Raw genomic sequence first — 21,477 nt, 5'->3', positions numbered from 1 at the left:
CGTCTCCGCACCCCAGGGATACCGCTGCCCGCCGCTCACGAACCCCCTTTTACAACGTCCCGCCCTGCCCCGCGAATCGGAGGCGGAGCGCGCCCACGCCGATCAGGTCGTCCCGGACGGTTATCCGGAGGTTCTCGCGGGCCGCCGGCGGCTTGTGGCCCGCGACCGTCAGGGTGGCGTCGACCCAGTCGGCACGCCTCCCTTGGACACAGGCCCGCCCGTCCGCGCGGCGGCCGGCGTCCGGTGGGCCGGCACCGGCCGTCCCCCGCCCCGGAGCCGCGGAAGATCCCCGGAATCTTCCACTCGGGAGTGGTTTCTTCCACCGCCGTCGGTCGGTTTCGCCGCCGCCGTCCGCCGTCCGCCGTCGATACCGATCAGTACGCGTGCCCTTTTCGGCGACGACCCGGTAACTCACAAGTTACATCCGATCACACAGCGCATCGATCGGCGATCGTTCGCGGGAGACGGCTTGCTGACCTGCGGTTCCGAACGCGAGAATCTCACAAAGCCAGGCACCCGACCCGCCGCGACCGCCGGCACCGGGGCCCGGAAGGCTCCGGGGGACAGGCTGGGAGTGAGCTGATGGCACCGGAACCCCGCATCGTCAAGGAGTGCTTCGCCGGCCTCGAAGCCGACCCGGCGGGCGCGATGAGCTACTTCTACGGCCGGCTCTTCGCGGCCGAACCGCAGCTGCGCGCCCTCTTCCCGCCCGCCATGGGGCACCAGCACGACCGGTTCTTCCACGCGCTCGTCCAGATCGTGGGAAACCAGGACAACCCCGCCGAACTCGCCGGGCACCTCGGCCGGCTCGGCCGCGGCCACCGCAAGTACGGGGTGCTGCCCGAGCACTACACCGCCGTCGGCACCGCGCTGACCGCCACGCTGCGCGTCTTCGCCACCGGATGGACGGCCGGGGCCGAGGAGGCCTGGACCGCGGCCTACCGGCACGCCGCCGAGACCATGCTGGCCGCCGCCGAGCGGGACGCCGCGCAGGCCCCGCCGTGGTGGGCCGCCGAGGTCACCGGGCACGACCGCCGCGCCGCCGACCTCGCGGTGCTCACGCTGCGCCCCGAGCGGACGCTCCCGTTCGCCGCCGGGCAGCACGTCACCGTGCAGACCGCCCGCTGGCCCCGGGTGTGGCGGCCCTACTCGATCGCGAACGCGCCCCGCCCGGACGGGACGCTGCGCCTGCACGTCCGGGCGCAGCCGGGCGGCTGGGTGAGCGGCGCGCTCGTCCGGGGCACCGTCCCCGGCGACACCGTTCTGCTGGGCCCGGCGGAGGGCGCGATGACCCTCGGCCCGGGCGCCGACCGCGAACTGCTCCTGATCGGCGGCGGCACTGGCCTCTCCCCCATGAAGGCCCTGGCCGAGGAAGCCGCCGGGGCCGGCCGCCGCATCCGCCTCCTGGTCGCGGCCCGCACCGCCGACGGCCTCTACGACCTGCCCGACCTGCGGCTGCTGGAGTCGGCCTGCCCCCGCCTGCGGGTCGTCCCCGTGCTGTCGCGGTCACCGGGAAGCAGCGCGCTGACCGGGCACGTGCCGCACGTCCTGCCCGGCCTCCTGGACGACGTGCGCGACGTCACCGCCTACGTCGCCGGGCCCGCCCCGCTCGTCCGGGGGACCGTCGCCGCGCTGCAGCGGCTCGGCGTGCCGCTCCAGCACGTCCACCACGACCTGCTGACGGCCGGCGACCCGGTCACCAGCCGGCACGCTCCCGCAGGAACTCCGTCGTCGCCGCGTCCGCGGGATAGAACGACTCGATCGCCAGTTCCGCGACCGTGATGTCGACCGGCGTGCCGAACGTCGCGATCGTGCTGAAGAACGACAGCTCCCGGCCGTCCACCCGCAACCGCAGCGGGACGAAGACGTCGTGGCCCGCGGGCGGCGCCATCGCCTCCCCCACGTCCCCGGGGAAGCTCCGCAGCTCCCGGTAGAGCTCGGTGAGCGCCGCGTCGGCCGTCAGCGCCACGTGCCGCCGGACCCGGTCGATCATGTGCGCGCGCCACTCCGCCAGGTTCAGGATGTTCTTCGCCATGCCGTCCGGATGCATGCTCAGCCGCAGCACGTTCAGCGGGGGCTCCAGCAGCTCCGGCGGCGCGCCCTCCATGAAGAACGCGGCGGCCTGGTTGGCGTCGACGAGATTCCAGAACCGGTCCACGACCACGGCCGGATACGGCTCGTGCCCGGCCAGCACCTGCTTCAGCGCCGCCCGGACCGCGTCCATCGTCGGCTCCTCCATCGGCGTCTCGCCGAACACCGGCGCGTACCCGGCCGCGACCAGCAGCAGGTTGCGGTCGCGCAGCGGCACGTCCAGGTGCTCGGCGAGGCGCAGCACCATCTCCCGGCTCGGCGCCGACCGCCCGGTCTCCACGAAGCTCAGGTGCCGCGTCGACACGCCGGCCTCCGACGCCAGCTCCAGCTGGCTCAGCCTGCGCCGCTGCCGCCAGGCCCGCAGCTGGTCCCCGATGGGCCGCACATCGCTCAACGCCGTCGTCACCTGCCGGACGCTACCCGCCCGCCGAGCACGCCCGCGATTACCTCCCGGGTAATGGACGCCGCGCGGCCCGGCCGCCAGTGTGGACCGGACGACACCGAGGAGGCTCCATGACCCCCGACCAGCTGACCGACGCCATGCCGTTCGCCCGCGCGCTCGGCGTGCGCATCGACACCGCCGGACCGGACGAGGTCACCGGCCGGCTGGACTGGGCCCCGGACCGCTGCACCGCCGGCGGCGTCCTGCACGGCGGCGCCCTCATGGCGCTCGCCGACACCCTCGGCGCCGCCTGCGCGTTCCTCAACCTCCCCCCGGACACCTCCACCACGACCCTGGAGTCCAAGACGAACTTCTTCCGCGGAGTCAGAGAAGGCACCGTCCGGGGCGTATCCCGCCCCCTCCACACGGGCCGCACATCGATCGTCGTCCAAACCGACCTCTACGACGACACCACCCGCCGCGTGGCCCAGGTAACCCAAACCCAGGCCGTCCTACACCCCTGATTCGGCTGGACACGGCGAGCGCCTTTACGTTGTAGATTTTTTAGTGAGGTATTCGCCGAAGAAGGCGAAGATGCGGTCCCACCCGTCGGCGGCGTTCTCGCGGCCCTTGCCCAGGCCGAAGACGATCTTCGCGACTGGGCCCAGCGGGGTGGGCGGGGCGAAGCCGGTGAGGAAGCTGTGGCCGGTCGCCGGGTACTCCTTCACGTCGTGCGTGACGCCGGCGATGGTCAGGGCGCGCTCCAGCTTGTCCGCGGCTCCGCGCAGCGTCGGGTCGGCGGCCCCGTAGTTGCCGACGATCGGGCACGCGCCGCGCAGCGACTCCTCCGGCCGGCCCGGAAGGATGCCGTAGTTGGAGGCTGCCACCTTGAAGTCGTACTTCGCCGCCGCGACCAGCGCGAACCCGCCGCCCATGCAGAACCCGCACACGCCCACGTCGCCGGTGCAGTCGTCACGCCCCGCGAGCCACGCACGCGTGGCCTCGATGTGGTCGTACGTGGGGCCGCGCCGGGCGCGCATGTCGCGCATCGCCTTGGTGACGCACCGCACCCACGGCGCCCCGTCGTAGAGGTCCGGCAGGACGGCGAGATACCCCTGCGCGGCGAACCGGTCGGCCTGGGCCCGCATGTCGGCGTTCGCGCCCATCGCCTCGAACACGATGACCACGCCCGGCCAGGGCCCCTCCCCCTCGGGGACGGCGAGGTATCCCGGCAGCTCCCGCGCACCCATGGGAATCGCAATGTCAGACATAACGTCCAATAATTCCCCAGCAACACGCCGTACGCCTACCCCCTGCCGGGCCCGTTCTACGGTGATCGCATGCGCATGGACCGGCTCGACCACCTCGTCCTCACCGTCGCCGACATCGATGCCGCGCTCCAGTTCTACACGCGCGTCCTCGGCATGGAGGCGGTGACCTTCGGCGCCGGCCGCCGCGCCCTCGCCTTCCGCACCAGCAAGATCAACCTGCACCAGGCCGGCCGCGAGTTCGAACCGAAGGCGGCGCGCCCCACCCCGGGCAGCGCCGACCTCTGCCTGATCGTCACCGTCCCCCTAGACGAGGTCCTCGCCGACCTGGAACGCCACGGCGTCCCGGTCGAGGAGGGCCCGGTACCCCGCACCGGCGCCACCGGCCCCATCACGAGCGTCTACATTCGCGACCCCGACCACAACCTGATCGAACTCAGCGTCTACGAGTGATCTCGCCCGGAACACCCACCACTCGGCAACCGGGCCGCCCCCGAAACGGCAACCTTGCCGTTCCGCCGCACCAGAAGCAACCCGCATGGTACGGCTACCGAATGAACTCCGCCCAAATATTCTTGGAGTCCATCCTGTACATCGGCCCCCGGAAATCGCGGTGAACAGTGGCGGTCGCCGCCTGGTATACCAGCGAACCGGAGGATGGGTCCACGGTCGCGAATGTTTCGGTCCCGTCCACCAGCGGCCACGGCTTCCAGCCGCTCACCGTCAAAACATCCGTCCGGTCGTCATAACCGTCCGCCATCGCCACCATCCCCGTGCCGCATTGGTGACAACCAACCACGGGGCACCGACAGAACGCGCCCGCCCCACACGTGGGGTGCGGGTCGGGGCACGCGCCGCGGTGACGCTAAGGGCAGACGCGACCGTTGGCTTCGAAGGCGGCGTGGGTCAGGGGCATGAGCTTCGCCCACTCCTCCTCCATCAACTCGGCGACCATCTCGATCTCCCGCTGCGGGAATGAGGGGAACATGGCATCCTCGCGCTTGATGCGCAGGGACAGGAAGTTCATCAAGGCGCGCGCGTTGCAGGTCACGTACATCGAAGAGTAGAGACCGACGGGGAGGACGCTCCTCGCCACTTCACGTGCGACACCCGCGTCCAGCATCTCCGTGTAGGCGCGATACGCCTGACGATAACTCTCCTTCGTGACCTCTGTGACGATCTTGTGCTGCTCCGGGGAGCCGTCGACGAACACGTACTTACCCGGCTTGCCCTCCTGGACCAACTTCCGATCCGGTCCGGGCACGTAGAAGACCGGTTCCAGCTTGCGGTAACGGCCGCTCTCCTCGTTGAAGGAGAACGTCCGGTGGCGCATCTGCTCTCGGAACACGAAGATCGGCGCCTTCACGTAGAAGGTCATCGACGAGTGCTCGAAGGGAGTGCCGTGCCGGTCCCGCATCAGGAAATTGATGAGGCCCTTCGACCGTTCGGGGTCGGCCTCAACCTCCGCCAGCGAGTTCTCCCCCTTGGTGGACACGCGCGCCGCCCAGAGCACGTCGGCGTCCGACGCCGCGGCCTTGATCAGCTCTACCACCACGTCGCTGCGGAACTCGATCTCCATCGCGTGCTCGTCCGCCATCGGACCTCCCCCATTCATCTCGGCTGAACCGCCCCCGCAACCCTAGTCCCGGCCGCCGACAGTCTCCGGTCGGCGTCGCCGACGAGAAGGAGGCGGGCGCTGACCGCTCAAACTGCTGCCGAGCAGCATCATCCGGGTTCCCGAGCCGCGGTTCGACAGCGAGGCGTGCTGGAGATCACCTGGGACGTGGGCACGGCGCAGCGGTGTGCATGCGGCTCGGCTGGTCCCTGAAGGACGCGGGAGGCGCTGTAGCCGCTGCGCGAGCTGGCGCAGGTGCCGCCGGGCGGCGACGACCACCGGCAGGTCGCCAGCCGCTGGCCGATGCCGAGCAGCGGCCCGACCGCGACTACGGCATCCTCGTCACCGACCCTGACAGTCTCGCGTGGGGGCGGCTCGCTGCGGCGCTCGCGGTCGGTGCTCATCTGGCCGTCGGGAACGGCGTCGCCTGGAACACCCTCGGTGGTGATTCCGGCGGCAAGGAACTGCTGGAGCGGGACTGTGGCATCACCGACGCCGATGGGTGGCGGGAACAGATGAACGCGCTGCTCGTCGCCTGTGCCGCGACGGGAGATTACGGAGGAGACCGTCCGGGAGGTCGTTGAACTGTCCGGGACGGTGCTGCGGTACGAGGCGCGGTTCCGGACGGCCCGCTCCCGCCCGGCGGACGGGTCGAGAGCGTCTACGGCTACGCAGCCCGTGGCGGCGCATGGGCCGGGGTTAGGGCAGTAGGGCGTTGATGTCGGTGGTGATCGCCTTGCGGGCCTCGTCGTCGAGGGACGAGGCGGTCACGGCGTTGCGGGCCAGTGCTGCCAGGTCTTCGCGGCCCAGGCCGAACACTTCGGCGGCGACCTGGTACTCGCCGGTCAGGGTCGTGTTGAACATCGGCGGGTCGTCGCTGTTGAGGGTGACGAACAGGCCCTCCGCCAGCATCCGGGGCATGGGGTGGGAGGCGAGGTCGGCGACCTGGCCGGTGCAGACGTTGGACGTCGGGCACACTTCGAGGGGCAGCTGCGTCTCGCGGAGGTGGGCGATGAGGCGCGGGTCGTCCAGACAGCTGATGCCATGTCCGATGCGCTCGGCGCCGAGGCCGTCGATGGCCTCCCAGATCGTCTCCGGGCCGGTCATCTCGCCGGCGTGCGGGAGGCTGCGCAGGCCGGCGGCGCGGGCGGCGGCGAACGCGTCGCGGAACGCGTCCCGGTGCGGCGGGCGCATCTGCTCGATGCCGCCGATGCCGAACCCGACGAGCGCCTCCGGCGGGTGGGAGAGGGCGTGGTCGATGGTGCCGCGCGCGCCGTCGGCGCCGAACTCGCCGGGGATGTCGAAGATGTAGGCGACGCGGATGCCGAGCCGGTCGCGGGCCTCGCGCACGGCGTGGTCGAGGGCCTCGGTGATCGCGGGCATCGGCATCCCGGCCCGCTGGTGGGTGTACGGGGTGACGGTCAGCTCGACGTACCGGACGTTCTGCGCGGCGAGGTCGCGGGCGACGCCGAACACGAGCGTGCCGACGTCCTCCGGCGTCCGGACGAGGCTGGACACCGACTCGTACACCTCGGCGAAGTGCGGGAAGTCGCGGAACGCGTAGAAGGCGCGCAGCTCGCGCTCGTCCGCGGGGACGGGCCCGTCCGGGTGGCGGCGGGCGAGTTCGAGCACGGTGGGGACCGAGGCGGAGCCGACGAGGTGGACGTGCAGCTCGACCTTCGGGAGGGCGTCGATGAACGCCAGGAGGGGTGTGGTTTCGGTAGGCACGTCCGCGAAGCTAACAGCCGTCCCGCCCGCGATGACAGGCAAAGACGGCGAACCTGCCGTGAAAACGTCAGAAACGGGGCGGCAGGATGGTATCCATGCGTGCGGCGCGGCTGATCTCCATGGTGCTGCTCCTGCAGTCGCGGGAGACGATGACGGCGGGCGAGCTGGCCCGTGAGCTGGAGGTCTCGGAGCGCACCGTGTACCGGGACATGGAGGCGCTGTCGGCGGCCGGCGTCCCGGTCTACGCCGACCAGGGGCGCGGCGGCGGATACCGCCTGGTCGGCGGGTATCGGACGCGGTTGACCGGGCTCACCCGCGAGGAGGCCGAGGCGCTGTTCCTGTCAGGGCTGCCCGGCCCGGCCGAGGAGATGGGGCGGGCCGGGGCGCTGGCCGCGGCGGAGTTGAAGGTCCTCGCGGCGCTGCCCGCGGCGCTGCGGGACGCGCCCGCGCGGGCGAGCCAGCGGTTCCTGCTGGACGCGCCGGGCTGGTTCGGCGAGGCGGGCCCGCCGCCGCTGCTGCGCGACCTGGCCCGCGCGGTGTGGCAGGACGAGACCGTCGAGCTGCACTACCGCCGCAAGGACGCTGAGGTCACGCGGACTGTGGAGCCCTATGCGCTCGTCCTGAAGAACGGCACGTGGTACCTCGTCGCGCGGGTCGGCGACGGGTTCCGCACCTACCGGGTGGACCGCGTCGCCGCCGTCCGGCCGGAGGGCGGGGTCTTCGACCGGGACGAGGCGTTCGACCTCGCCGCGCACTGGCGCGAGGAGGCGGCGGCGTTCGTGCGCTCGATGCTGCGCGAGGAGATCACCGTGCGGCTCTCCCCCGCCGGGATGCGGCTGCTGCGGTACGCGGTCGAGCCGCACGCGGCCCGGCGGGCGGCCGAGGACGCCGGGGAGCCCGACGATCGGGGCTGGGTGGTGACCACGCTGCCGGTCGAGTCGGTGGCCGTCGCGGCGTCGGAGCTGATGCGGCTCGGCGCGGAGGCCGAGGTCCTCGCCCCGCCGGAGCTGCGGGCGCACATGGCGGACAGCGCCGCCCGGCTGGCGGAGCTGTACCGGTGAACTCGCTCAGCGCGTCCCGGCCTCCACCTTCCGCCGGACGTCGTCGTACTCATCGCGCGCGTCGGTGAGCGCGAGCGCGCCGACCAGCCAGGACAGCGTCTCCTCCCCGCCGCCCCGGGCCACGTCCTCCAGCAGCTCGCCGGGGTCGGACGGCAGGCCCAGCCGCTTGGCCGCCTTCGCCGCGCGGTCGTCGACGAAGGGCCCGGCCTCCGGCCAGAACATCTGCGCCTCGCGGAGGAAGACGGTGCGGCCCGCATCGTCCATGCCCAGGATCTCCCCGAGCAGGTCGCGCAGCCGCCCGGCGTCCCCGCCGGCCGCGTCGCGGAGCTGCTGCAGGTCCCCGTCGTAGCGGTCGAGGACGAGCCGGGTCGCCTCCGCCAGCCGTCGGGCAGCGTCCCGGGGTCGGTCGTATCCCGATTCCTTCAGGACGTCGGCCAGTTCGTTCTCGTCGGCCTTGGCCATCTCCGGCGCGCTGTCCCAGTGCTCGGACAGCAGGGCGCGGGTCGCCTCGACCGAGGTGTCCGACGGCACGCCGTCCCCCGCGAGGATCGACAGGACCAGCAGCCGGAACAGCCCGGCAGCGGTGTTCGTCACCGAGAAGCCGGTGGCCTCGGCGACGTATCCGCGCGGATGCCGGTCCAGGAGGGTCCGGACGGTGGCCTTGGTCCGTTCGTCCATGGGCATGCCGGTGCTCCTAGTCCTGCTTGCGCGCGATCGCCTCGGCCAGCTCCTCCTTGTTCATCTTCGAGCGGCCCTGGACGTCGAGGCCGGCGGCGCGGTCGTAGAGCTCCTTCTTGCTGTTGCCCTCGACGTCCACGCCGCCGAAGCTCTTGCCCTTGCCGCTGCGGGCGTCGGGGTTCTTGGCCCGCGGGTCGGACGGCCCCTTGTGCCCCTTCGGCTCCCAGTGGTCGCCGCGCTTCTCGAACTTGTGCTTGAGCGCGGAGTAGGCGGTGCGGTGGGCGCGCTGTCCCTCGCCGTAGGTCTCGACCGCGGAGTCGTGGGCCTTGGCGAAGGTCTCCTGCGCCTCCTTCGGCGAGCGCTGGATCGTGCCCGGCAGCTCGTCCTTGATCGGTTTGCCGCTCTTGGTCGTCATCGGCATGGCCGTTCCTCCTTTCGCCTCTGCAGTCGCGATATCCGGCCAGCGCGCGCCCAAACCGCTACCGGTAGCCGGTGACGTCGGCCGGACGTCCCGCGTCCACGACCTCCACCAGGTAGCGCCACATGTCGGGGCGGCTGCCGTCGGTGTCGGTGAAGCCGTAGACCTGGGCGAGCCCGCCGCTGGAGAGGGCCTGGCCGTTCCAGCGGGCCCGGTCCGGGTCGGCGGCGAGCGCGGCGACGGCGCGGCCGGCGAACGCGGGCGACTCGGACATGGCGAAGTGCGGGTCCTTGGCGGCCCCGTCCCGCCAGGTCGCCTCGGTGACGCCGAAGTGCTCCAGCATCGCCTCCGAGCGCAGCCACCCCGGCGTGAGCGCGACGGCGGTCGCGCCGGACGGCGCGATCTCCGCGGCCTGCGCGAGCGCCATCCGGATCACGGCGTTCTTCACGATGTCGTAGAAGTAGCCGCACTCCGCGCGGTACTTCGCGTTGTACTCGGCGGTGCCGTCGGTCATCTCGACGACGAGCCCGCCCGGCTCGCGGATCAGCAGCGGCAGCGCGTGGTGGCTGGTGATCGCGTGGGTGTCGAGGGCCAGCCGGAACATGCGCAGGCCGTCCTCCAGGGACTGCTCCCACAGCGGCTTCCCGAACTGGAAGAGGTGGTCCGATCCCCAGACGTCGTTGACGAGGACGTCCAGCCGGCCGCGTTCGGCGTCGATGCGGCGCACGAGCGCGGCGACCTGGCCGGGGTCGAGGTGGTCGGCCCGGACGGCGATGCCCTCGCCGCCCGCGGCGGTGACCAGCTCGGCGGTGTCCTCGATGGTCTCGGGACGGCCCATCTCCGATCGCTGCGACCGGGTGGACCGTCCCGTCACGTACACGGTCGCGCCGGCGGCGCCGAGCTCGGCGGCGATGCCGCGGCCCGCGCCGCGCGTACCGCCCGCGACCAGTGCGGTCTTTCCTGTCAGTGCACGGCTCATGGGGACGATGCTGGCACCGAAACCTGACAGTTCACGTCAGGTTTCCGTCCCGCCGCGCGCGGGTTTCTCGGTCAGGTGAAGATGCTCACGCCGCCGGGGCCGACGAGCAGCCCGACGACGATCAGGACGATCCCCCAGAGGAGATCGCGCCGGGCGAGGATCACGTAGATCCCGGCGATCACCAGGATCACGGCGATGAGCCACAGGATTGTCATCATGGACCCCGGCGTCCCCCCGCAGGATGCCAAGAAACCGCAATCTTATTACGGGTGACCGAAATCTCCGTTATGGGCGGGGAAGGAGACGGATCTCCTTCCCCGCCTGGGATAACGGCGGTCACCGCATCGCGGAAGCCACGGCGCGGTGTGGCCGGAACCAAGTCTTCCGTCACATCCGGGCCCGCGGCATCGGTCTCAGGACCGGTTCCGCGCCCCCGTCCCTCATGCTCGGGAAGTAGAACCGCTCGGCTTCTGGAATGGTTCAGCTCCGCGAACGGCTCAGCCGGAGCACGTTGGCGACGATCCGGTGCCCGGCGCCGCCCGCCGCGGTGAGGATCGACTCCGGGTGGAACTGGACGGCCCAGCGCCGCCGCTCCGGGTCCTCGATCGCCATCACGACGTCCCCGGTCAGCGCCGTCACCTGGAAGTCCTTCACGCGGTCCGGCGTCGCGTGCAGCGAGTGGTAGCGGGCGGCCGTGAACTCGTCGGGCAGCCCCTCGAACAGCCCGCCGCCGGTGACCTTGACCTGGCCGGGCTTGCCGTGGGACGGCTCGGGCAGCAGCGCCAGCTCGCCGCCCGCGTGCTCCACCATCGCCTGCAGGCCGAGGCAGACGCCGAAGACGGGCAGGTCCCGTTCGGCGAGGGCGTCCAGCAGAGCGCGCGTGCCGAAGTCCCCGGGACGGCCGGGGCCGGGCGACAGCACCACCAGGTCGGGGGCATGCTCGTCCAGCATCCGCACGGGGAACCCGTGCCGCAGCGTGACCACGCTCGCGCCGTGCTGGCGGAAGTAGTCGGCGAGCGTGTTGACGAACGAGTCCTCGTGGTCGACGAGCAGCACCTTGAGCCCGTCCCCCGGCAGCGCGGGCAGCGGCGCCTCCTGCGTCGCGGCCGTCACGGTGCTCTTCTGGGACGCGGCGAGCGCGCCGAGCAGCGCGCTGGCCTTGAGGTGCGTCTCGCGCTCCTCCTCGTCGGGGTCGGAGTCGTAGAGCAGCGTCGCCCCGGCCCGGACGGTCGCGACGCCGTCGCGGATCTGCGCGGTCCGCAGCGTCAGGCCGGTGTTCATCGACCCGTCGAAGCCGACGCAGCCCACCGCTCCGCCGTACCAGCGGCGCGGCGAGTCCTCGTGGTCCTCGATGAACTGCATCGCCCACGTCTTCGGCGCGCCGGTGACGGTGACCGCCCACATGTGGGTGAGGAACGCGTCGAGCGCGTCGAAGCCGGGACGCAGCCGCCCCTCGATGTGGTCGACGGTGTGGATCAGCCGGGAGTAGATCTCGATCTGCCGGCGGCCGAGGACGCGGACGCTGCCGGGCACGCAGACCCGCGACTTGTCGTTGCGGTCGACGTCGGTGCACATCGTCAGCTCGGACTCGTCCTTGGCCGACGAAAGGATCGTGCGGATCTGCTCGGCGTCCTCCAGCGCGTCGGCGCCGCGCTTGATCGTCCCGGCGATCGGGCAGGTCTCCACGCGGTCGCCGGTGACCCGGACGAACATCTCGGGCGACGCGCCGACCAGGTACTCGCCGTCGCCGAGGTTGAACAGGAACTCGTACGGGGCCGGGTTGGTCTCCCGCAGCCGCTCGAAGAAGGCGGCGGGCGAGTCGCAGCGCCCGTACATCGCGTGGCCGGGCGTGACCTCGAACAGGTCGCCGCGGACGAACTTCTCCTTCGCGTCCCGCACCATCTGCGCGTACACGCCGGGGACGGGCTGCGCGGGCAGTCCGGCCGCCCGCACCGGGGCGGGCGTCGGCTCGGTCTCACGCGGCAGCCCCGCCGTCCTCTCCCCACCGATCTCAAAGTCATAGGAGATGCGGTGCGAGGTCTCGCGCTTGCGGTCCACGACGACCATCTCGTCGGCGAGGTGCAGGACGAGGTCGCGCTGGTCGTCCGGCCGCTCCAGCCGGGTCCGCAGCGGCTCGAACTGCAGCGACAGGTCGTAGCCGAACGCCCCGTACAGGCCGAGGTGCGGGTCGTCGCAGCCGAACAGGCCGGTGATGGCGCGCAGGGCGGTGAAGACGGTCGGCTGGCGGCTGCGCTCCTCCTCGGCGAAGAACTCCTCCCCCGGCGGGACGAACACCTCGAACAGGTCCGCCTCGTCCGCGCGGACCTCCCCCACGTCGCGGAGCACGGCGGCGACGGCGGGCAGGACGACCCGGCCGCGGTCGTTCAGGGCGCGCACGGCGATCGCGCGCCCCCGCGCGACGATCTCCAGGCAGGGGTCGACGTAGGCCATGTGCCAGCGGCTGTAGCGGCCCGGATACTCCATGCCGGAGCTGAGCACCCCGCCGCGCCGCTCCCCCACGGCGGCGACGAGGGCGTTCAGCACGTCGGACTTGCGCTCGGAGTCGACCGGGACGGCGCTACGGGTCACCCGTACGCCCCCGGCCGTGACGAACTCGCTGGTCAGCGGCTGCTGTGAGACGGTCTCCACCGCGGTGGCCCCTCGTGTCGGGCCCTCACCACGCGGCGCCACGAGAAAACGACCGCCGGTGAGGGCGGTCGCCTGGTCTAGAGCATGCTCGAACCGGCGCCGCCTTAGCGGCGCCACCACCAGCTGGAGGCTGCGGTTCGCATGCGGCGAGGTTACCACGCCGGCACCGCCTGACGTCCCCCTGACGCTCCTGTCGGATAGATCCTGACCTGCCCTCCCTCCGGGTGGAACGATCCACCCGAGTCGTGCCGTGACCGAGATCACGTCGTGATCATCAGACGTGTACTCTCGCCCGGCTGCACCACCGGGCACGGCCTCCGTTTCGCGAATCCGGACGGCGGCCGTGCGCGCGTCGCACGACGAGGAGGACTCCCTTGACTCCCGACAAACCGCAGGAACCGGCCTCGACGGACCCGCCGCCCGCCACCCGCTCCGACCGCAGTATCTGGAACTGGTTGCTGCTCGTCCCCATCGTGATCCCGCTGCTGGTGTTCGTGTTCAACAGCGACTCGCCGCGGCTGGCCGGCTTCCCCGCCTTCTACTGGATCCAGCTCGCCTTCATCCCGCTCGGCGTGATCTGCACGGTCGTCGTCTACCAGCTGACGAAGAAGCGGAGCTGAGCCGTGGCGAGCGACCACATCACCGAGATCGTCATCTTCGCGCTGCTCTTCGCGCTGGTCAGCGGGATGGGCTTCGTCGCCGCCCGGTGGCGGCGCCCCGACACCATGCACAACCTGGACGAGTGGGGCCTCGGCGGCCGCAGCTTCGGCAGCTGGGTCACCTGGTTCCTGATCGGCGGCGACCTCTACACCGCCTACACCTTCGTGGCCGTCCCGGCGCTGGTGTTCGGCGCGGGCGCGGCGGGCTTCTTCGCCGTCCCGTACACGATCATCGTGTACCCGCTGGTGTTCCTGTTCCTGATCCGGCTCTGGTCGGTGTCGCACGTGCACGGGTTCGTCACCCCGGCCGACTTCGTCCGGGCCCGGTTCGGCTCGCCGACGCTGGCGCTGCTGGTGGCGATCACCGGCATCGTCGCCACGATGCCCTACATCGCGCTGCAGCTCGTCGGCATCGAGGCCGTGCTGAAGGCGATGGGGGTGAAGGGACGCCACCCCGAAGCAGGAGGCCACGGTCAGCAAGCTGGTCTCGCTGGTCGTCAAGGCGGGCGCGGTGGCGTGCATCCTGGCGCTGGACCCGCAGTTCTCCATCGACCTGCAGCTCATCGGCGGCGTCATCATCCTGCAGACGCTCCCGTCGGTGGGGCTCGGCCTGATGACGCGCTGGTTCCACCGCGGCGCGCTCATCGCGGGCTGGGCCGGCGGCATGCTCGCGGGCCTGTGGATGCTGTACCAGATCCCGAACCCGGCGAAGGGCAAGGAGCACTTCGGCGGCTCGGCCTACTCCCTGAGCGACCTCGGCTTCGACACCAAGATGACCATCTACACCGGCATCCTGGCGCTCGCCGTCAACGTCGCGGTCGCGGTCATCGGCACGGTGGTCGCCAGGGCGGCGAAGCTGGCGGACGGCGGGGACGCGACCCGGACCGACGACTACTTCGCCGACGAGGGCGACGCGAAGGTCAAGGAGCTGGACCTCACCGGCACCACCTGATCCCACTCCCGCGGCCCGCGGCGGCGCCTTCCCGGCGCCCGCCGCGGGCCGTTCCCGCGGTCATGCGGCGGGCCGCCCGTCAAGATCCCCGCGCTGGCCGGAGGCGACCGCGCGGCGCTGCCTGCGGCTTCGGCGGTGGCCGGATCAGGCGCCGGGGCGGGTCACTTATTTAGGTTACTTTCCTATTCATTGGCGCGCCGACACCGGCCCCCCGCCGGTCCCCCCGATGCCTGTGGAGAGCGGGATTCCCAGCATGAGATCAAGATATCGACCCGCGGCCGGGCTGTCGGCCGCCGCGCTCATCGCCGCCCTCGCGGCGGTCATCACGCCGGGCGCGGCGTCGGCGGCCTGCCATCCGGACGCACACGACCTCATGGTCACCTTCCAGCCCGTGGACAACACGGTCGCCGACGCGCAGTACCACCTGTCGCGGCTGACCATCGACAACAACGACCCGCGCTGCGCCCTCGGCGCGGACGGCTGGGCGATGTTCTTCAACGCCGTCCGGCAGCCCGCCGCCGTGCTCGGCGGCGCGGCGGGCGACATCGCCCGCGAGCAGCTCGCCGATCAGGGCCTCGCGGTGGCCCGCGCGGACGCCGCGCAGAGCGGCGACTTCTACACCCTGGCCCCGGCGGACGGCTTCGAGCCGATCGCGCCGGGCGAGCGGCGGAAGATCGACATCAACTTCGAGCTGTGGGCCGTCCACAAGTCCGACGGCCCCGCCGGGTGGACGATCAGGTTCGGCGGCGGCCGGCCGTCCTGGGTCCCGGCGAAGACGCTGCTCGACCCGGCCGACCCGAAGCAGACGACCGCGTTCTCCGGCGACCACCGGCCGGTCGAGACGGCGGCGACCCGGTACGCGGCCAACACCTCCCCCGAGAAGGACCTCACGCTGCAGCAGAGCCTCGTCCCGCAGCCGCTCTCGGCGGCGGAGTCCGGTGGGACGGTCGCGATCGGCGGCCGCTCGCGCGTCTCCGCGCCGCGCTCGCTGCGCGGCGAGGCCCGCTACCTGCGCTCGGCACTGCGCGACGTCGCGCGCGGGCACGGCGCACCGATCGCGCTGCGCGTGGACCCGCGGCTGGACGTCGACCACGACGGCAAGCCCGACGCCGAGGGCTACACGCTCACGACGACGCGGCACGGCGTGCGGATCACCGGCGCCGACCGGGCCGGGGTGCTGTACGGGATCCAGACGCTGCGGCAGCTCATCCCCGCCGGGGGGTACCGGGCGGCGGCGAGCGGCCACCGGCCGTCCACCGTGCGGGTGCCGCGCGCGGCGATCTCCGACGCTCCGCTGTTCGGGTACCGGGGCCTGCAGATCGACGTGGGCCGGCACTTCCAGAGCAAGCAGACCATCCAGAAGTTCCTCGACCTGATGAGCTTCACCAAGCTCAACAAGCTGCACCTGTCGCTGACCAACGACGAGGGCTGGCGGCTGGAGATCCCCGGCCTGCCCGAGCTGACCGGGTTCGGCTCCAAGCGCGCCTTCGACCTTCAGGAGAAGGACGCGCTGCACCAGGGCATGGGGTCGGCCGGCGACCTCGCGCCGGGTGACGGCATCTCCGGCAAGGCGCGCAACGAGACCGAGGCCAACCTCGGCCGCCGGCCCGCCTACCAGGGCTACGAGCAGAGCACCGTCAACTTCGTCGGCCAGGGCAGCGGCCACTACTCCGTCCGGGACTTCGAGGACATCCTCCGGTACGCCGCCGAGCGGCACGTCGAGGTCATCCCCGAGCTGAACTTCCCGGCGCACGCCCGCGCGGCCGTCCAGTCGATGGAGCGCCGCTACCAGCGGACGCACGACGCCACCTACCGGCTGCTGGACCCCGGTGACACCAGCCAGCACGTCAGCGTGCAGTACTACAACGACAACCTCGCGAACCCGTGCCTGGACAGCACCTACACGTTCCTGAACAAGGTCGCGTCCGAGGTGTCGAAGATGTACAAGAGCGCGGGGGTGCCGCTGAACCGGATCAACCTCGGCGGCGACGAGCCCCCCGGGCCGGAGTCGGGCTGGTGGTCCGGTTCGCCCGCGTGCAAGAGCGACCCCGGCACCGCCGGCAAGTCCGGCGAGGAGCTGAAGGAGCTGTTCTTCACCCGCTGGAACGACATCGCGCACAAGTACGCGCCGCACACCGCCGGGTGGGAGGACATCAGCGACCCGACCCGCGCGTTCCGCCTCAAGGGCTTCAATCCGCTGCCGTGGCAGAACGTGTGGGGCTGGGGACGCGAGGACTGGGCCTACCGGTTCGCCAACGAGGGCACCCCGGTCATCCTCGCCCACGCCACCAACCTCTACATGGACCTCGCCTACAACAAGGACCCGGACGAACCCGGCTACTACTGGGCCGCCTACGTGGACGAGAAGTCCACGTTCACCTACCAGCCGTTCAACGTGTACGCGAACGCGACCGAGGACCGCTGGGGCAACCCGATCACGCCGAACCCGTCCTGGACGAAGCTGACGCCCGAGGGCCGGGAGAACATCCTCGGCATCGAGGCGCAGCTGTGGGGCGAGAACGGCAAGACGCCCGAGATCCGCGAGTACCAGGCGTTCCCCAAGCTCCTGGGCGTCGCCGAGCGGGCCTGGAACCGCGACACCCCGGCGCCCGGCGAGATGGAGGCGGCCTGGGACGTCTTCAACAACACCCTCGGCCAGAAGGCGTTCCCGCTGCTGTCCTTCTACCGGCCGGTGGGACTGCGCGGCCCCGCTCACTCCAGCACGGGCGTGAACTACCGCATCCCGCCGCCCGGCGCGAAGATCTCCGGCGGGACGCTGTCGGCGAACGTCCGTGACCCGGGCATGGCCATCGAGTACTCGACGGACGGCGCGCACTGGCGCGCCTACCGCGGCCCCGTGCACGTCGGCGAGTACGCGCTGACCCGGACCCGCAGCGCGGACGGCCGCACCAGCCGCATCTCGCCGGTCGGCCTCCCGGCCTGGCAGAGCGGCACGTCCTACGAGCCCGGCGCGCTCGTACGCCATCAGGGCGAGCTGTTCCGGGCGACCCGTCCGGGTTCCGGCAGGGACCCCGGGCAGGCCCGCGGCCACTGGACGCTCCTCCAGTAACCGCGCGGCCCGCAGCGGCCCGGCCGTCTCCTCAGCGGACGGCCGGGCCGTCCTGCGCGGCGCGGGCCCCGGACGCGGCGGCGGGCAGCCCGCCGAGGACGAGGTCGACGAGCCCGTCCACGACGGCCTCGCGCGGCACCTCCCCGGCGTGGTCGAGCCACCAGTCGCCGGCGGTCTGCACCATGCCGACGATCGCGTGCCCCCACACGTAGGCGCGGGTCCGGTCGGTCATCTCGCCCTCGGCGATCATCACCTCGGCCAGCTCCCGGCTCACGTCGCGGATCATCGTGCTCATCGCGCTGTGCGTGGCGGTGTCCTCGGCGCTCGCCCGGTGCATCAGGAACCGGTACAGGTTGAGGTTCTTGGAGATCGTCGCCAGGTAGGTGTCGATGGTGGAGCGGGTCCGGTCGCGGATCGGCTCGTCGCGGGAGAACTCGTCCCGGATGCCCTCGATCAGCTTGCGCGTGTGCCGCTCGGCGAGCGCCTGGTACAGCCCGCTCTTGTCGCCGAAGTGGCGGTACAGGATCGGCTTGCTGATCCCCGCCTCGGCGGCGATCGCCGCCATCGACGCCTCCGGCCCCTCCCGCTGGATGACCCGGTCGGCGGCCTCCAGCAGCGCACGGCGCCGGCCGGGGTCGCGCCGAGCTCCGGGCTTGCCGGCCGCAGTGGTCATGGCAGCACGCTACCGAGGGTGTTACCCCGTGACAACACTCCCTGGCCTGCACAGCGGCGGCACGCGACGGGCGGCTGCCCGTCGCGCGCCGCTACGACGTGGTCATCCTGCAGGTGCGGCTACCGGGCGAACGCCTGGAGTTCGGCCGCGCGGACGACGCCCGCCAGCGCGGCGGCGGTGCCGCAGTCGGTGCTGGAACGCGGGTCGTTGTCCTGCTCGCCCGCGTACGCCGGCGCGCCGGTGCACTGGCTGGAGACCACCTGGAACCGCAGGTGCGTCGCCTTGGTGTCGCGCAGGTTGAACGACCGCAGGATGATGTCGGGCGCCGTCGGCCGCGGCCGGTCCGCCGGGAAGGCGTCCGACGGGCTGGTGTAGACGGTGCGGTACCCGGCGTCCTGCGAGCAGTCGGCCCTGGTGGCGTCGCAGGCCAGCAGCCGGAACGCGCGCAGCGCCGTGAACCGGTTCTGCGCCGTGCCCGCGCCCTCCGGGTCACTGGCCACCGACGGCCGCAGCATCGCGCTCACCTGCGCCCGCCCGACCCTGACCGGACGGTCGCCGGCGAGGTCGACGGTCACCTGGCGTCCCGCGACGGGGGCCTCGACCGACTGCCAGTTGGTCGCCTCGGTCTCGTCCAGCAGCGCCGGCTGGGACGCGCCGTCGCCCGTGGCGGTCGCACCGTTGGCGGTCGCCGCCTCATTGCGGGACATCACGACCGGCAGCGTCCGCCGATGCGAGCTGATCGTGGCGGTGAACCGCTTGTGGCCGAAGCCCTCGCCGACCGCGACGAACGAGTAGCGGCCGGGCGTGATCGCGAAGGTGGCGCCGAGTTCGGTCGCCGGGTCGGTGTCGGCCACCGGGACGGCCCGCGCCTCGTAGTCGCCGACGTAGAGCCGGACCTTGCCGTGCCTGGCGGCACCGGCCGGCCTCAGCGTCACGTGGGCGTCGCGCGACATGGGGGACGCGAAGCTCGGCCGCGCGTCGGCGTCGTCGGGTCCGTTGCTGGCCGCGTCCTCGCCCAGGCCGTGCTGGGCGAACGCCTTCCACATCATGGCGTGGTTCTTGCCGCCGAAGCGGATGGTGTCGGCGGCGAGCAGGGCGTTGCGGTGGTCGACGTAGCTGACCGCCCCGCTGGCCATGAGCAGCAGCGCGTCGAACGACAGCTGCGCCCAGCGGCGGTTGCCGGGGCACTTGTCGACCGGCACCTTGCCCTCGGCGCACTTGCGCTGGAGAGAGGCGCTGCCCGAGCCGTACCGCTTGACGAACGCCTGCCGGACGTCGAACTGGGTGGCGGTCCAGATCTCGCCGTCGGCGTGGACCTGCGTGCCGACCATGTCGTAGCCGAGGTCGCTGTAGTTGAGCGGGCTCCGGCTCATGTCGTAGTTGCGGATCCCGGTCTTCGGCTCACCGGTGACGTAGGCGCCGGTGACGTAGGGCGTCCGGCCGGGCGCGCGGAACCCGTACTCGTTGAGGTACTCCATCGCGAACAGGTCGGAGGTGCTCTCGTTCATGGCCCCGGCCTGCGGGCCGCGCCATCCGGCGTCCGGCCCGGCGATCATGCGGCCGGAGATGGCGTGGGAGTACTCGTGCCCGATGACGCTCATGTCGAAGTCGCCGTCGACGCACGGCGGGTAGAACGCGCCGGCGATCGGCTGCCACAGGTACATGTTGCTGATGGCGGGCGTGCCGTCGGGCGGGGTGATCTGGTTGGCGTTGTCGCGGATGCTCGCGATCCTCGCCCCGGCCTGCGCGTTGCCCTGCTCGGGGTCGCCGCCCAGGCCGCCGCGGTCGCCGTTGTCGGCCTGCATGTTCCACGCCGACTCGGTGAAGCCGAGCCGGTAGGACCAGTCGTGCATGCGGTTGTGCTGGACGAACAGGTTGGAGATGGCGGCCTCAACGTCCGCCTCCTGCGGGCTGTCCATGGTCGCCGGGTCGCACTTGCTCCGGTGCCACTGGTTGGTCCAGCGGTAGTCGTAGTTCCGGTCCGCCTTGGGCGCGCTGGTGCGGGTGCCGACGGAGAACGGGTCGCCGCTCGCGCGGTTCTCGTAGGTGTGGGCGGAGTTCCCCAGGCTCGTCGTGGTCGAGGCGCCGGTGGCCGGGTCGACGTCCCAGGGCCGTCCGCTGGACGGGTCGCCGCCCGCGACGTACTGGCAGCCGCGCGCGGGGGCGAAGCACCACGTCTGCCGGGTGTCTCGGGACGAGTAGTCGCCCGGCGGCGTCGCGGGGAACACCGACCAGCGCGGGTTGTCGCTGTCGTGGTCGACGAGGTTCTCCCGCACCAGCACGGAGCCGGTACGGGCGTCGACGTAGGAGGTGACGGCCTTGGGCTCGCTCCCGGACCCGTCGATCAGCGTGACCTGGTACGCGCTGCGGACGCCCTCGGCGGTGGGAACGGCGACGAGCCGCGCCTTGCGGGTCGTGTCGTCCGAGACCGTGATGCCGGCGTCCCGTGCGGCCGCGGCCACCGCCTCCTTCTCCGGCAGCGTGGCGGGCGCCGGGGCGGTGTCGTCGCGGGCGAGCGTCGAGGTGACCGAGACGACCTCGCCCTCGCTCACGCCGAGCGAGACGAGGCCGTCGTAGCCGGCGGGCAGGTCGCCGAAGCGCTGGCGCAGCAGCACGGCCGCGCCCTTGCCGATGGGGTTGACCGCGACCTTCTCCAGTGCGCCGACGGCGGCGGCGTCCAGGCCGAACAGGTCGCGGTGGCCGGCGAGGTACGCGCGCGCGGCCTTCTCCGGGTCGGCGGGCAGGCCGCCGGCCAGGGGTTCCGCGTCGGTCACCGCGGCGGGCGTGCCGAGCTTGTTCCACCGCACGGTCACCCCGCGGGCGGCGTCCTGCTGGCGCGTGGCGGGGGCGAGATGTCCAGTCCGGGCGTCCTTGTCGGGCAGTTCGGGGCCGTCGCCGGGCGGCTGGGCGGGCGGGGGCGGGGCGGCGGCCTGCCCGGGGACCGCGAGGCCGGCGGTGAGGAGCGTTCCCGTGGCCGCCAGTGCGGTCACGGTGATCCAGCGTGTCCTGGGCACCTTTGCCTCCTGGAGGCGGGCTGACAGCCCGGTCTCTGGGTACGGCCGGATGATCAACCGGCCGATCTTGAGACAAGCAGCGCACCAGGAGTACAACTACGGCGATTTACCACGTTTCGGACAGGCGAACGCCGGGCGGTCTTCGCCCTTGACAGCCCCCCGCATCCATGGGCCCCGTGCCCGTCGCCCCGCGACCGGGCCCGTCCCGGCGCCCCCGCGCCGCCGGAGCCCGGTGGCCAT

The 21,477-nt window shown here is 72.1% G+C and carries 20 protein-coding genes and 1 pseudogene; 9 read left to right on the top strand and 12 right to left on the bottom strand.

Going from position 1 to position 21,477, the window contains the following annotated elements; all coding sequences use genetic code 11:
• Nucleotides 1-582: 582 nt before the first annotated feature.
• The gene (locus tag HUX53_RS23655) at nt 583-1,782 is read left to right on the top strand and encodes a globin domain-containing protein (protein WP_176405419.1); all 1,200 of its coding nucleotides are present in this window, start codon (nt 583-585) and stop codon (nt 1,780-1,782) included.
• On the opposite strand, the gene HUX53_RS23650 is transcribed toward HUX53_RS23655, so the two are convergent.
• On the bottom strand, nt 1,697-2,497 hold the full coding sequence (locus HUX53_RS23650) for a helix-turn-helix domain-containing protein (RefSeq protein ID WP_176405418.1): 801 nt from the start codon (nt 2,495-2,497) through the stop codon (nt 1,697-1,699). The genes HUX53_RS23655 and HUX53_RS23650 overlap by 86 nt on opposite strands.
• A gap of 107 nt (nt 2,498-2,604) precedes the next feature.
• Between HUX53_RS23650 and HUX53_RS23645 the strand changes: the two genes are divergently transcribed.
• Nucleotides 2,605-2,997, top strand: a complete 393-nt coding sequence (locus tag HUX53_RS23645) for a PaaI family thioesterase (protein ID WP_176405417.1) — start codon at nt 2,605-2,607, stop codon at nt 2,995-2,997.
• 24 nt (nt 2,998-3,021) lie between these two features.
• Here the strand turns inward: HUX53_RS23645 and HUX53_RS23640 are convergent, their stop codons facing one another.
• Nucleotides 3,022-3,744: a dienelactone hydrolase family protein gene (locus HUX53_RS23640; RefSeq protein WP_255205556.1), complete on the bottom strand. Its 723-nt coding sequence runs from the start codon at nt 3,742-3,744 to the stop codon at nt 3,022-3,024.
• A 69-nt stretch (nt 3,745-3,813) separates the two neighbouring features.
• Here HUX53_RS23640 and HUX53_RS23635 point away from each other — a divergent pair, with 69 nt between their 5' ends.
• Nucleotides 3,814-4,194 carry a VOC family protein gene (locus tag HUX53_RS23635; protein ID WP_176405416.1) on the top strand — a complete coding sequence of 127 codons (381 nt, stop codon included), beginning with the start codon at nt 3,814-3,816 and terminating at the stop codon, nt 4,192-4,194.
• Between the two features lie 412 nt (nt 4,195-4,606).
• Here HUX53_RS23635 and thyX read toward each other — a convergent pair whose 3' ends face one another.
• Nucleotides 4,607-5,338, bottom strand: coding sequence for an FAD-dependent thymidylate synthase (thyX, locus tag HUX53_RS23630; RefSeq protein ID WP_176405415.1), 732 nt, complete (start codon nt 5,336-5,338; stop codon nt 4,607-4,609).
• Between the two features lie 209 nt (nt 5,339-5,547).
• Between thyX and HUX53_RS23625 the strand changes: the two genes are divergently transcribed.
• Nucleotides 5,548-5,940, top strand: a complete 393-nt coding sequence (locus HUX53_RS23625; protein WP_176405414.1) for a hypothetical protein — start codon at nt 5,548-5,550, stop codon at nt 5,938-5,940.
• A gap of 115 nt (nt 5,941-6,055) precedes the next feature.
• On the opposite strand, the gene add is transcribed toward HUX53_RS23625, so the two are convergent.
• Nucleotides 6,056-7,084, bottom strand: a complete 1,029-nt coding sequence (add, locus tag HUX53_RS23620; protein ID WP_176405413.1) for an adenosine deaminase — start codon at nt 7,082-7,084, stop codon at nt 6,056-6,058.
• 95 nt (nt 7,085-7,179) lie between these two features.
• Between add and HUX53_RS23615 the strand changes: the two genes are divergently transcribed.
• On the top strand, nt 7,180-8,145 hold the full coding sequence (locus tag HUX53_RS23615; protein WP_176405412.1) for a YafY family protein: 966 nt from the start codon (nt 7,180-7,182) through the stop codon (nt 8,143-8,145).
• Between the two features lie 6 nt (nt 8,146-8,151).
• On the opposite strand, the gene HUX53_RS23610 is transcribed toward HUX53_RS23615, so the two are convergent.
• From HUX53_RS23610 to HUX53_RS23590, 5 genes are all read right to left on the bottom strand, one after another.
• Nucleotides 8,152-8,829: a hypothetical protein gene (locus HUX53_RS23610; RefSeq protein WP_176405411.1), complete on the bottom strand. Its 678-nt coding sequence runs from the start codon at nt 8,827-8,829 to the stop codon at nt 8,152-8,154.
• A gap of 10 nt (nt 8,830-8,839) precedes the next feature.
• Nucleotides 8,840-9,244 carry a ChaB family protein gene (locus HUX53_RS23605; protein ID WP_176405410.1) on the bottom strand — a complete coding sequence of 135 codons (405 nt, stop codon included), beginning with the start codon at nt 9,242-9,244 and terminating at the stop codon, nt 8,840-8,842.
• 58 nt (nt 9,245-9,302) lie between these two features.
• A complete protein-coding gene (locus HUX53_RS23600; protein WP_176405409.1) occupies nt 9,303-10,220 on the bottom strand; it encodes an SDR family oxidoreductase in 918 nt (305 codons plus the stop codon).
• A 71-nt stretch (nt 10,221-10,291) separates the two neighbouring features.
• Nucleotides 10,292-10,438 carry a GPGG-motif small membrane protein gene (locus HUX53_RS23595; protein ID WP_165959128.1) on the bottom strand — a complete coding sequence of 49 codons (147 nt, stop codon included), beginning with the start codon at nt 10,436-10,438 and terminating at the stop codon, nt 10,292-10,294.
• A gap of 262 nt (nt 10,439-10,700) precedes the next feature.
• Entirely contained in the window at nt 10,701-12,869 is a 2,169-nt protein-coding gene (locus tag HUX53_RS23590) for an anthranilate synthase component I (protein WP_176405408.1), read from the bottom strand.
• A 374-nt stretch (nt 12,870-13,243) separates the two neighbouring features.
• Here HUX53_RS23590 and HUX53_RS23585 point away from each other — a divergent pair, with 374 nt between their 5' ends.
• Nucleotides 13,244-13,489, top strand: a complete 246-nt coding sequence (locus HUX53_RS23585; RefSeq protein ID WP_176405407.1) for a DUF3311 domain-containing protein — start codon at nt 13,244-13,246, stop codon at nt 13,487-13,489.
• Here HUX53_RS23585 and HUX53_RS42290 read toward each other — a convergent pair.
• Nucleotides 13,462-13,650, bottom strand: a complete 189-nt coding sequence (locus HUX53_RS42290; protein WP_303623178.1) for a hypothetical protein — start codon at nt 13,648-13,650, stop codon at nt 13,462-13,464. The genes HUX53_RS23585 and HUX53_RS42290 overlap by 28 nt on opposite strands.
• On the opposite strand from HUX53_RS42290, the pseudogene HUX53_RS42620 reads away from it, so the two are divergent.
• The 3 genes and pseudogenes from HUX53_RS42620 to HUX53_RS23575 form a co-directional block, all read left to right on the top strand.
• Nucleotides 13,595-13,894 (top strand): annotated as a pseudogene (locus HUX53_RS42620) (sodium:solute symporter); the annotation flags it as partial. The gene HUX53_RS42290 and the pseudogene HUX53_RS42620 sit on opposite strands and share 56 nt — an antisense overlap.
• 145 nt (nt 13,895-14,039) lie before the next feature.
• Nucleotides 14,040-14,480 (top strand): hypothetical protein, encoded by a 441-nt coding sequence (locus HUX53_RS42615; protein ID WP_309237397.1) that lies wholly within the window; start codon nt 14,040-14,042, stop codon nt 14,478-14,480.
• Nucleotides 14,481-14,733: 253 nt separating this feature from the next.
• Nucleotides 14,734-17,550, top strand: coding sequence for a family 20 glycosylhydrolase (locus HUX53_RS23575; RefSeq protein WP_176405406.1), 2,817 nt, complete (start codon nt 14,734-14,736; stop codon nt 17,548-17,550).
• Between the two features lie 31 nt (nt 17,551-17,581).
• Here the strand turns inward: HUX53_RS23575 and HUX53_RS23570 are convergent, their stop codons facing one another.
• Together HUX53_RS23570 and HUX53_RS23565 are read right to left on the bottom strand one after the other, a co-directional pair.
• Nucleotides 17,582-18,223: a TetR family transcriptional regulator gene (locus HUX53_RS23570; protein ID WP_176405405.1), complete on the bottom strand. Its 642-nt coding sequence runs from the start codon at nt 18,221-18,223 to the stop codon at nt 17,582-17,584.
• 119 nt (nt 18,224-18,342) lie between these two features.
• Nucleotides 18,343-21,237, bottom strand: a complete 2,895-nt coding sequence (locus HUX53_RS23565) for a M36 family metallopeptidase (RefSeq protein ID WP_309237396.1) — start codon at nt 21,235-21,237, stop codon at nt 18,343-18,345.
• Nucleotides 21,238-21,477 lie beyond the last annotated feature (240 nt).

The sequence above is a fragment of the Actinomadura sp. BRA 177 genome (assembly GCF_013372625.1).
Taxonomy (GTDB): domain Bacteria; phylum Actinomycetota; class Actinomycetes; order Streptosporangiales; family Streptosporangiaceae; genus Spirillospora.
Note: the sequence above shows the minus strand (reverse complement) of the source record. Positions and strands in the feature narration are given on the sequence as shown.

Bases quoted from the DNA above. Each gene is read 5' to 3' on its own strand.
- HUX53_RS23655 (WP_176405419.1), top strand. From the start codon at position 583: ATGGCACCGGAACCCCGCATCGTCAAGGAGTGCTTCGCCGGCCTCGAA.
- HUX53_RS23645 (WP_176405417.1), top strand. From the start codon at position 2,605: ATGACCCCCGACCAGCTGACCGACGCCATGCCGTTCGCCCGCGCGCTC.
- HUX53_RS23640 (WP_255205556.1), bottom strand. From the start codon at position 3,744: ATGTCTGACATTGCGATTCCCATGGGTGCGCGGGAGCTGCCGGGATAC.
- HUX53_RS23635 (WP_176405416.1), top strand. From the start codon at position 3,814: ATGCGCATGGACCGGCTCGACCACCTCGTCCTCACCGTCGCCGACATC.
- thyX (WP_176405415.1), bottom strand. From the start codon at position 5,338: ATGGCGGACGAGCACGCGATGGAGATCGAGTTCCGCAGCGACGTGGTG.
- HUX53_RS23625 (WP_176405414.1), top strand. From the start codon at position 5,548: ATGCGGCTCGGCTGGTCCCTGAAGGACGCGGGAGGCGCTGTAGCCGCT.
- HUX53_RS23615 (WP_176405412.1), top strand. From the start codon at position 7,180: ATGCGTGCGGCGCGGCTGATCTCCATGGTGCTGCTCCTGCAGTCGCGG.
- HUX53_RS23610 (WP_176405411.1), bottom strand. From the start codon at position 8,829: ATGCCCATGGACGAACGGACCAAGGCCACCGTCCGGACCCTCCTGGAC.
- HUX53_RS23605 (WP_176405410.1), bottom strand. From the start codon at position 9,244: ATGCCGATGACGACCAAGAGCGGCAAACCGATCAAGGACGAGCTGCCG.
- HUX53_RS23600 (WP_176405409.1), bottom strand. From the start codon at position 10,220: ATGAGCCGTGCACTGACAGGAAAGACCGCACTGGTCGCGGGCGGTACG.
- HUX53_RS23595 (WP_165959128.1), bottom strand. From the start codon at position 10,438: ATGATGACAATCCTGTGGCTCATCGCCGTGATCCTGGTGATCGCCGGG.
- HUX53_RS23575 (WP_176405406.1), top strand. From the start codon at position 14,734: ATGAGATCAAGATATCGACCCGCGGCCGGGCTGTCGGCCGCCGCGCTC.
- HUX53_RS23570 (WP_176405405.1), bottom strand. From the start codon at position 18,223: ATGACCACTGCGGCCGGCAAGCCCGGAGCTCGGCGCGACCCCGGCCGG.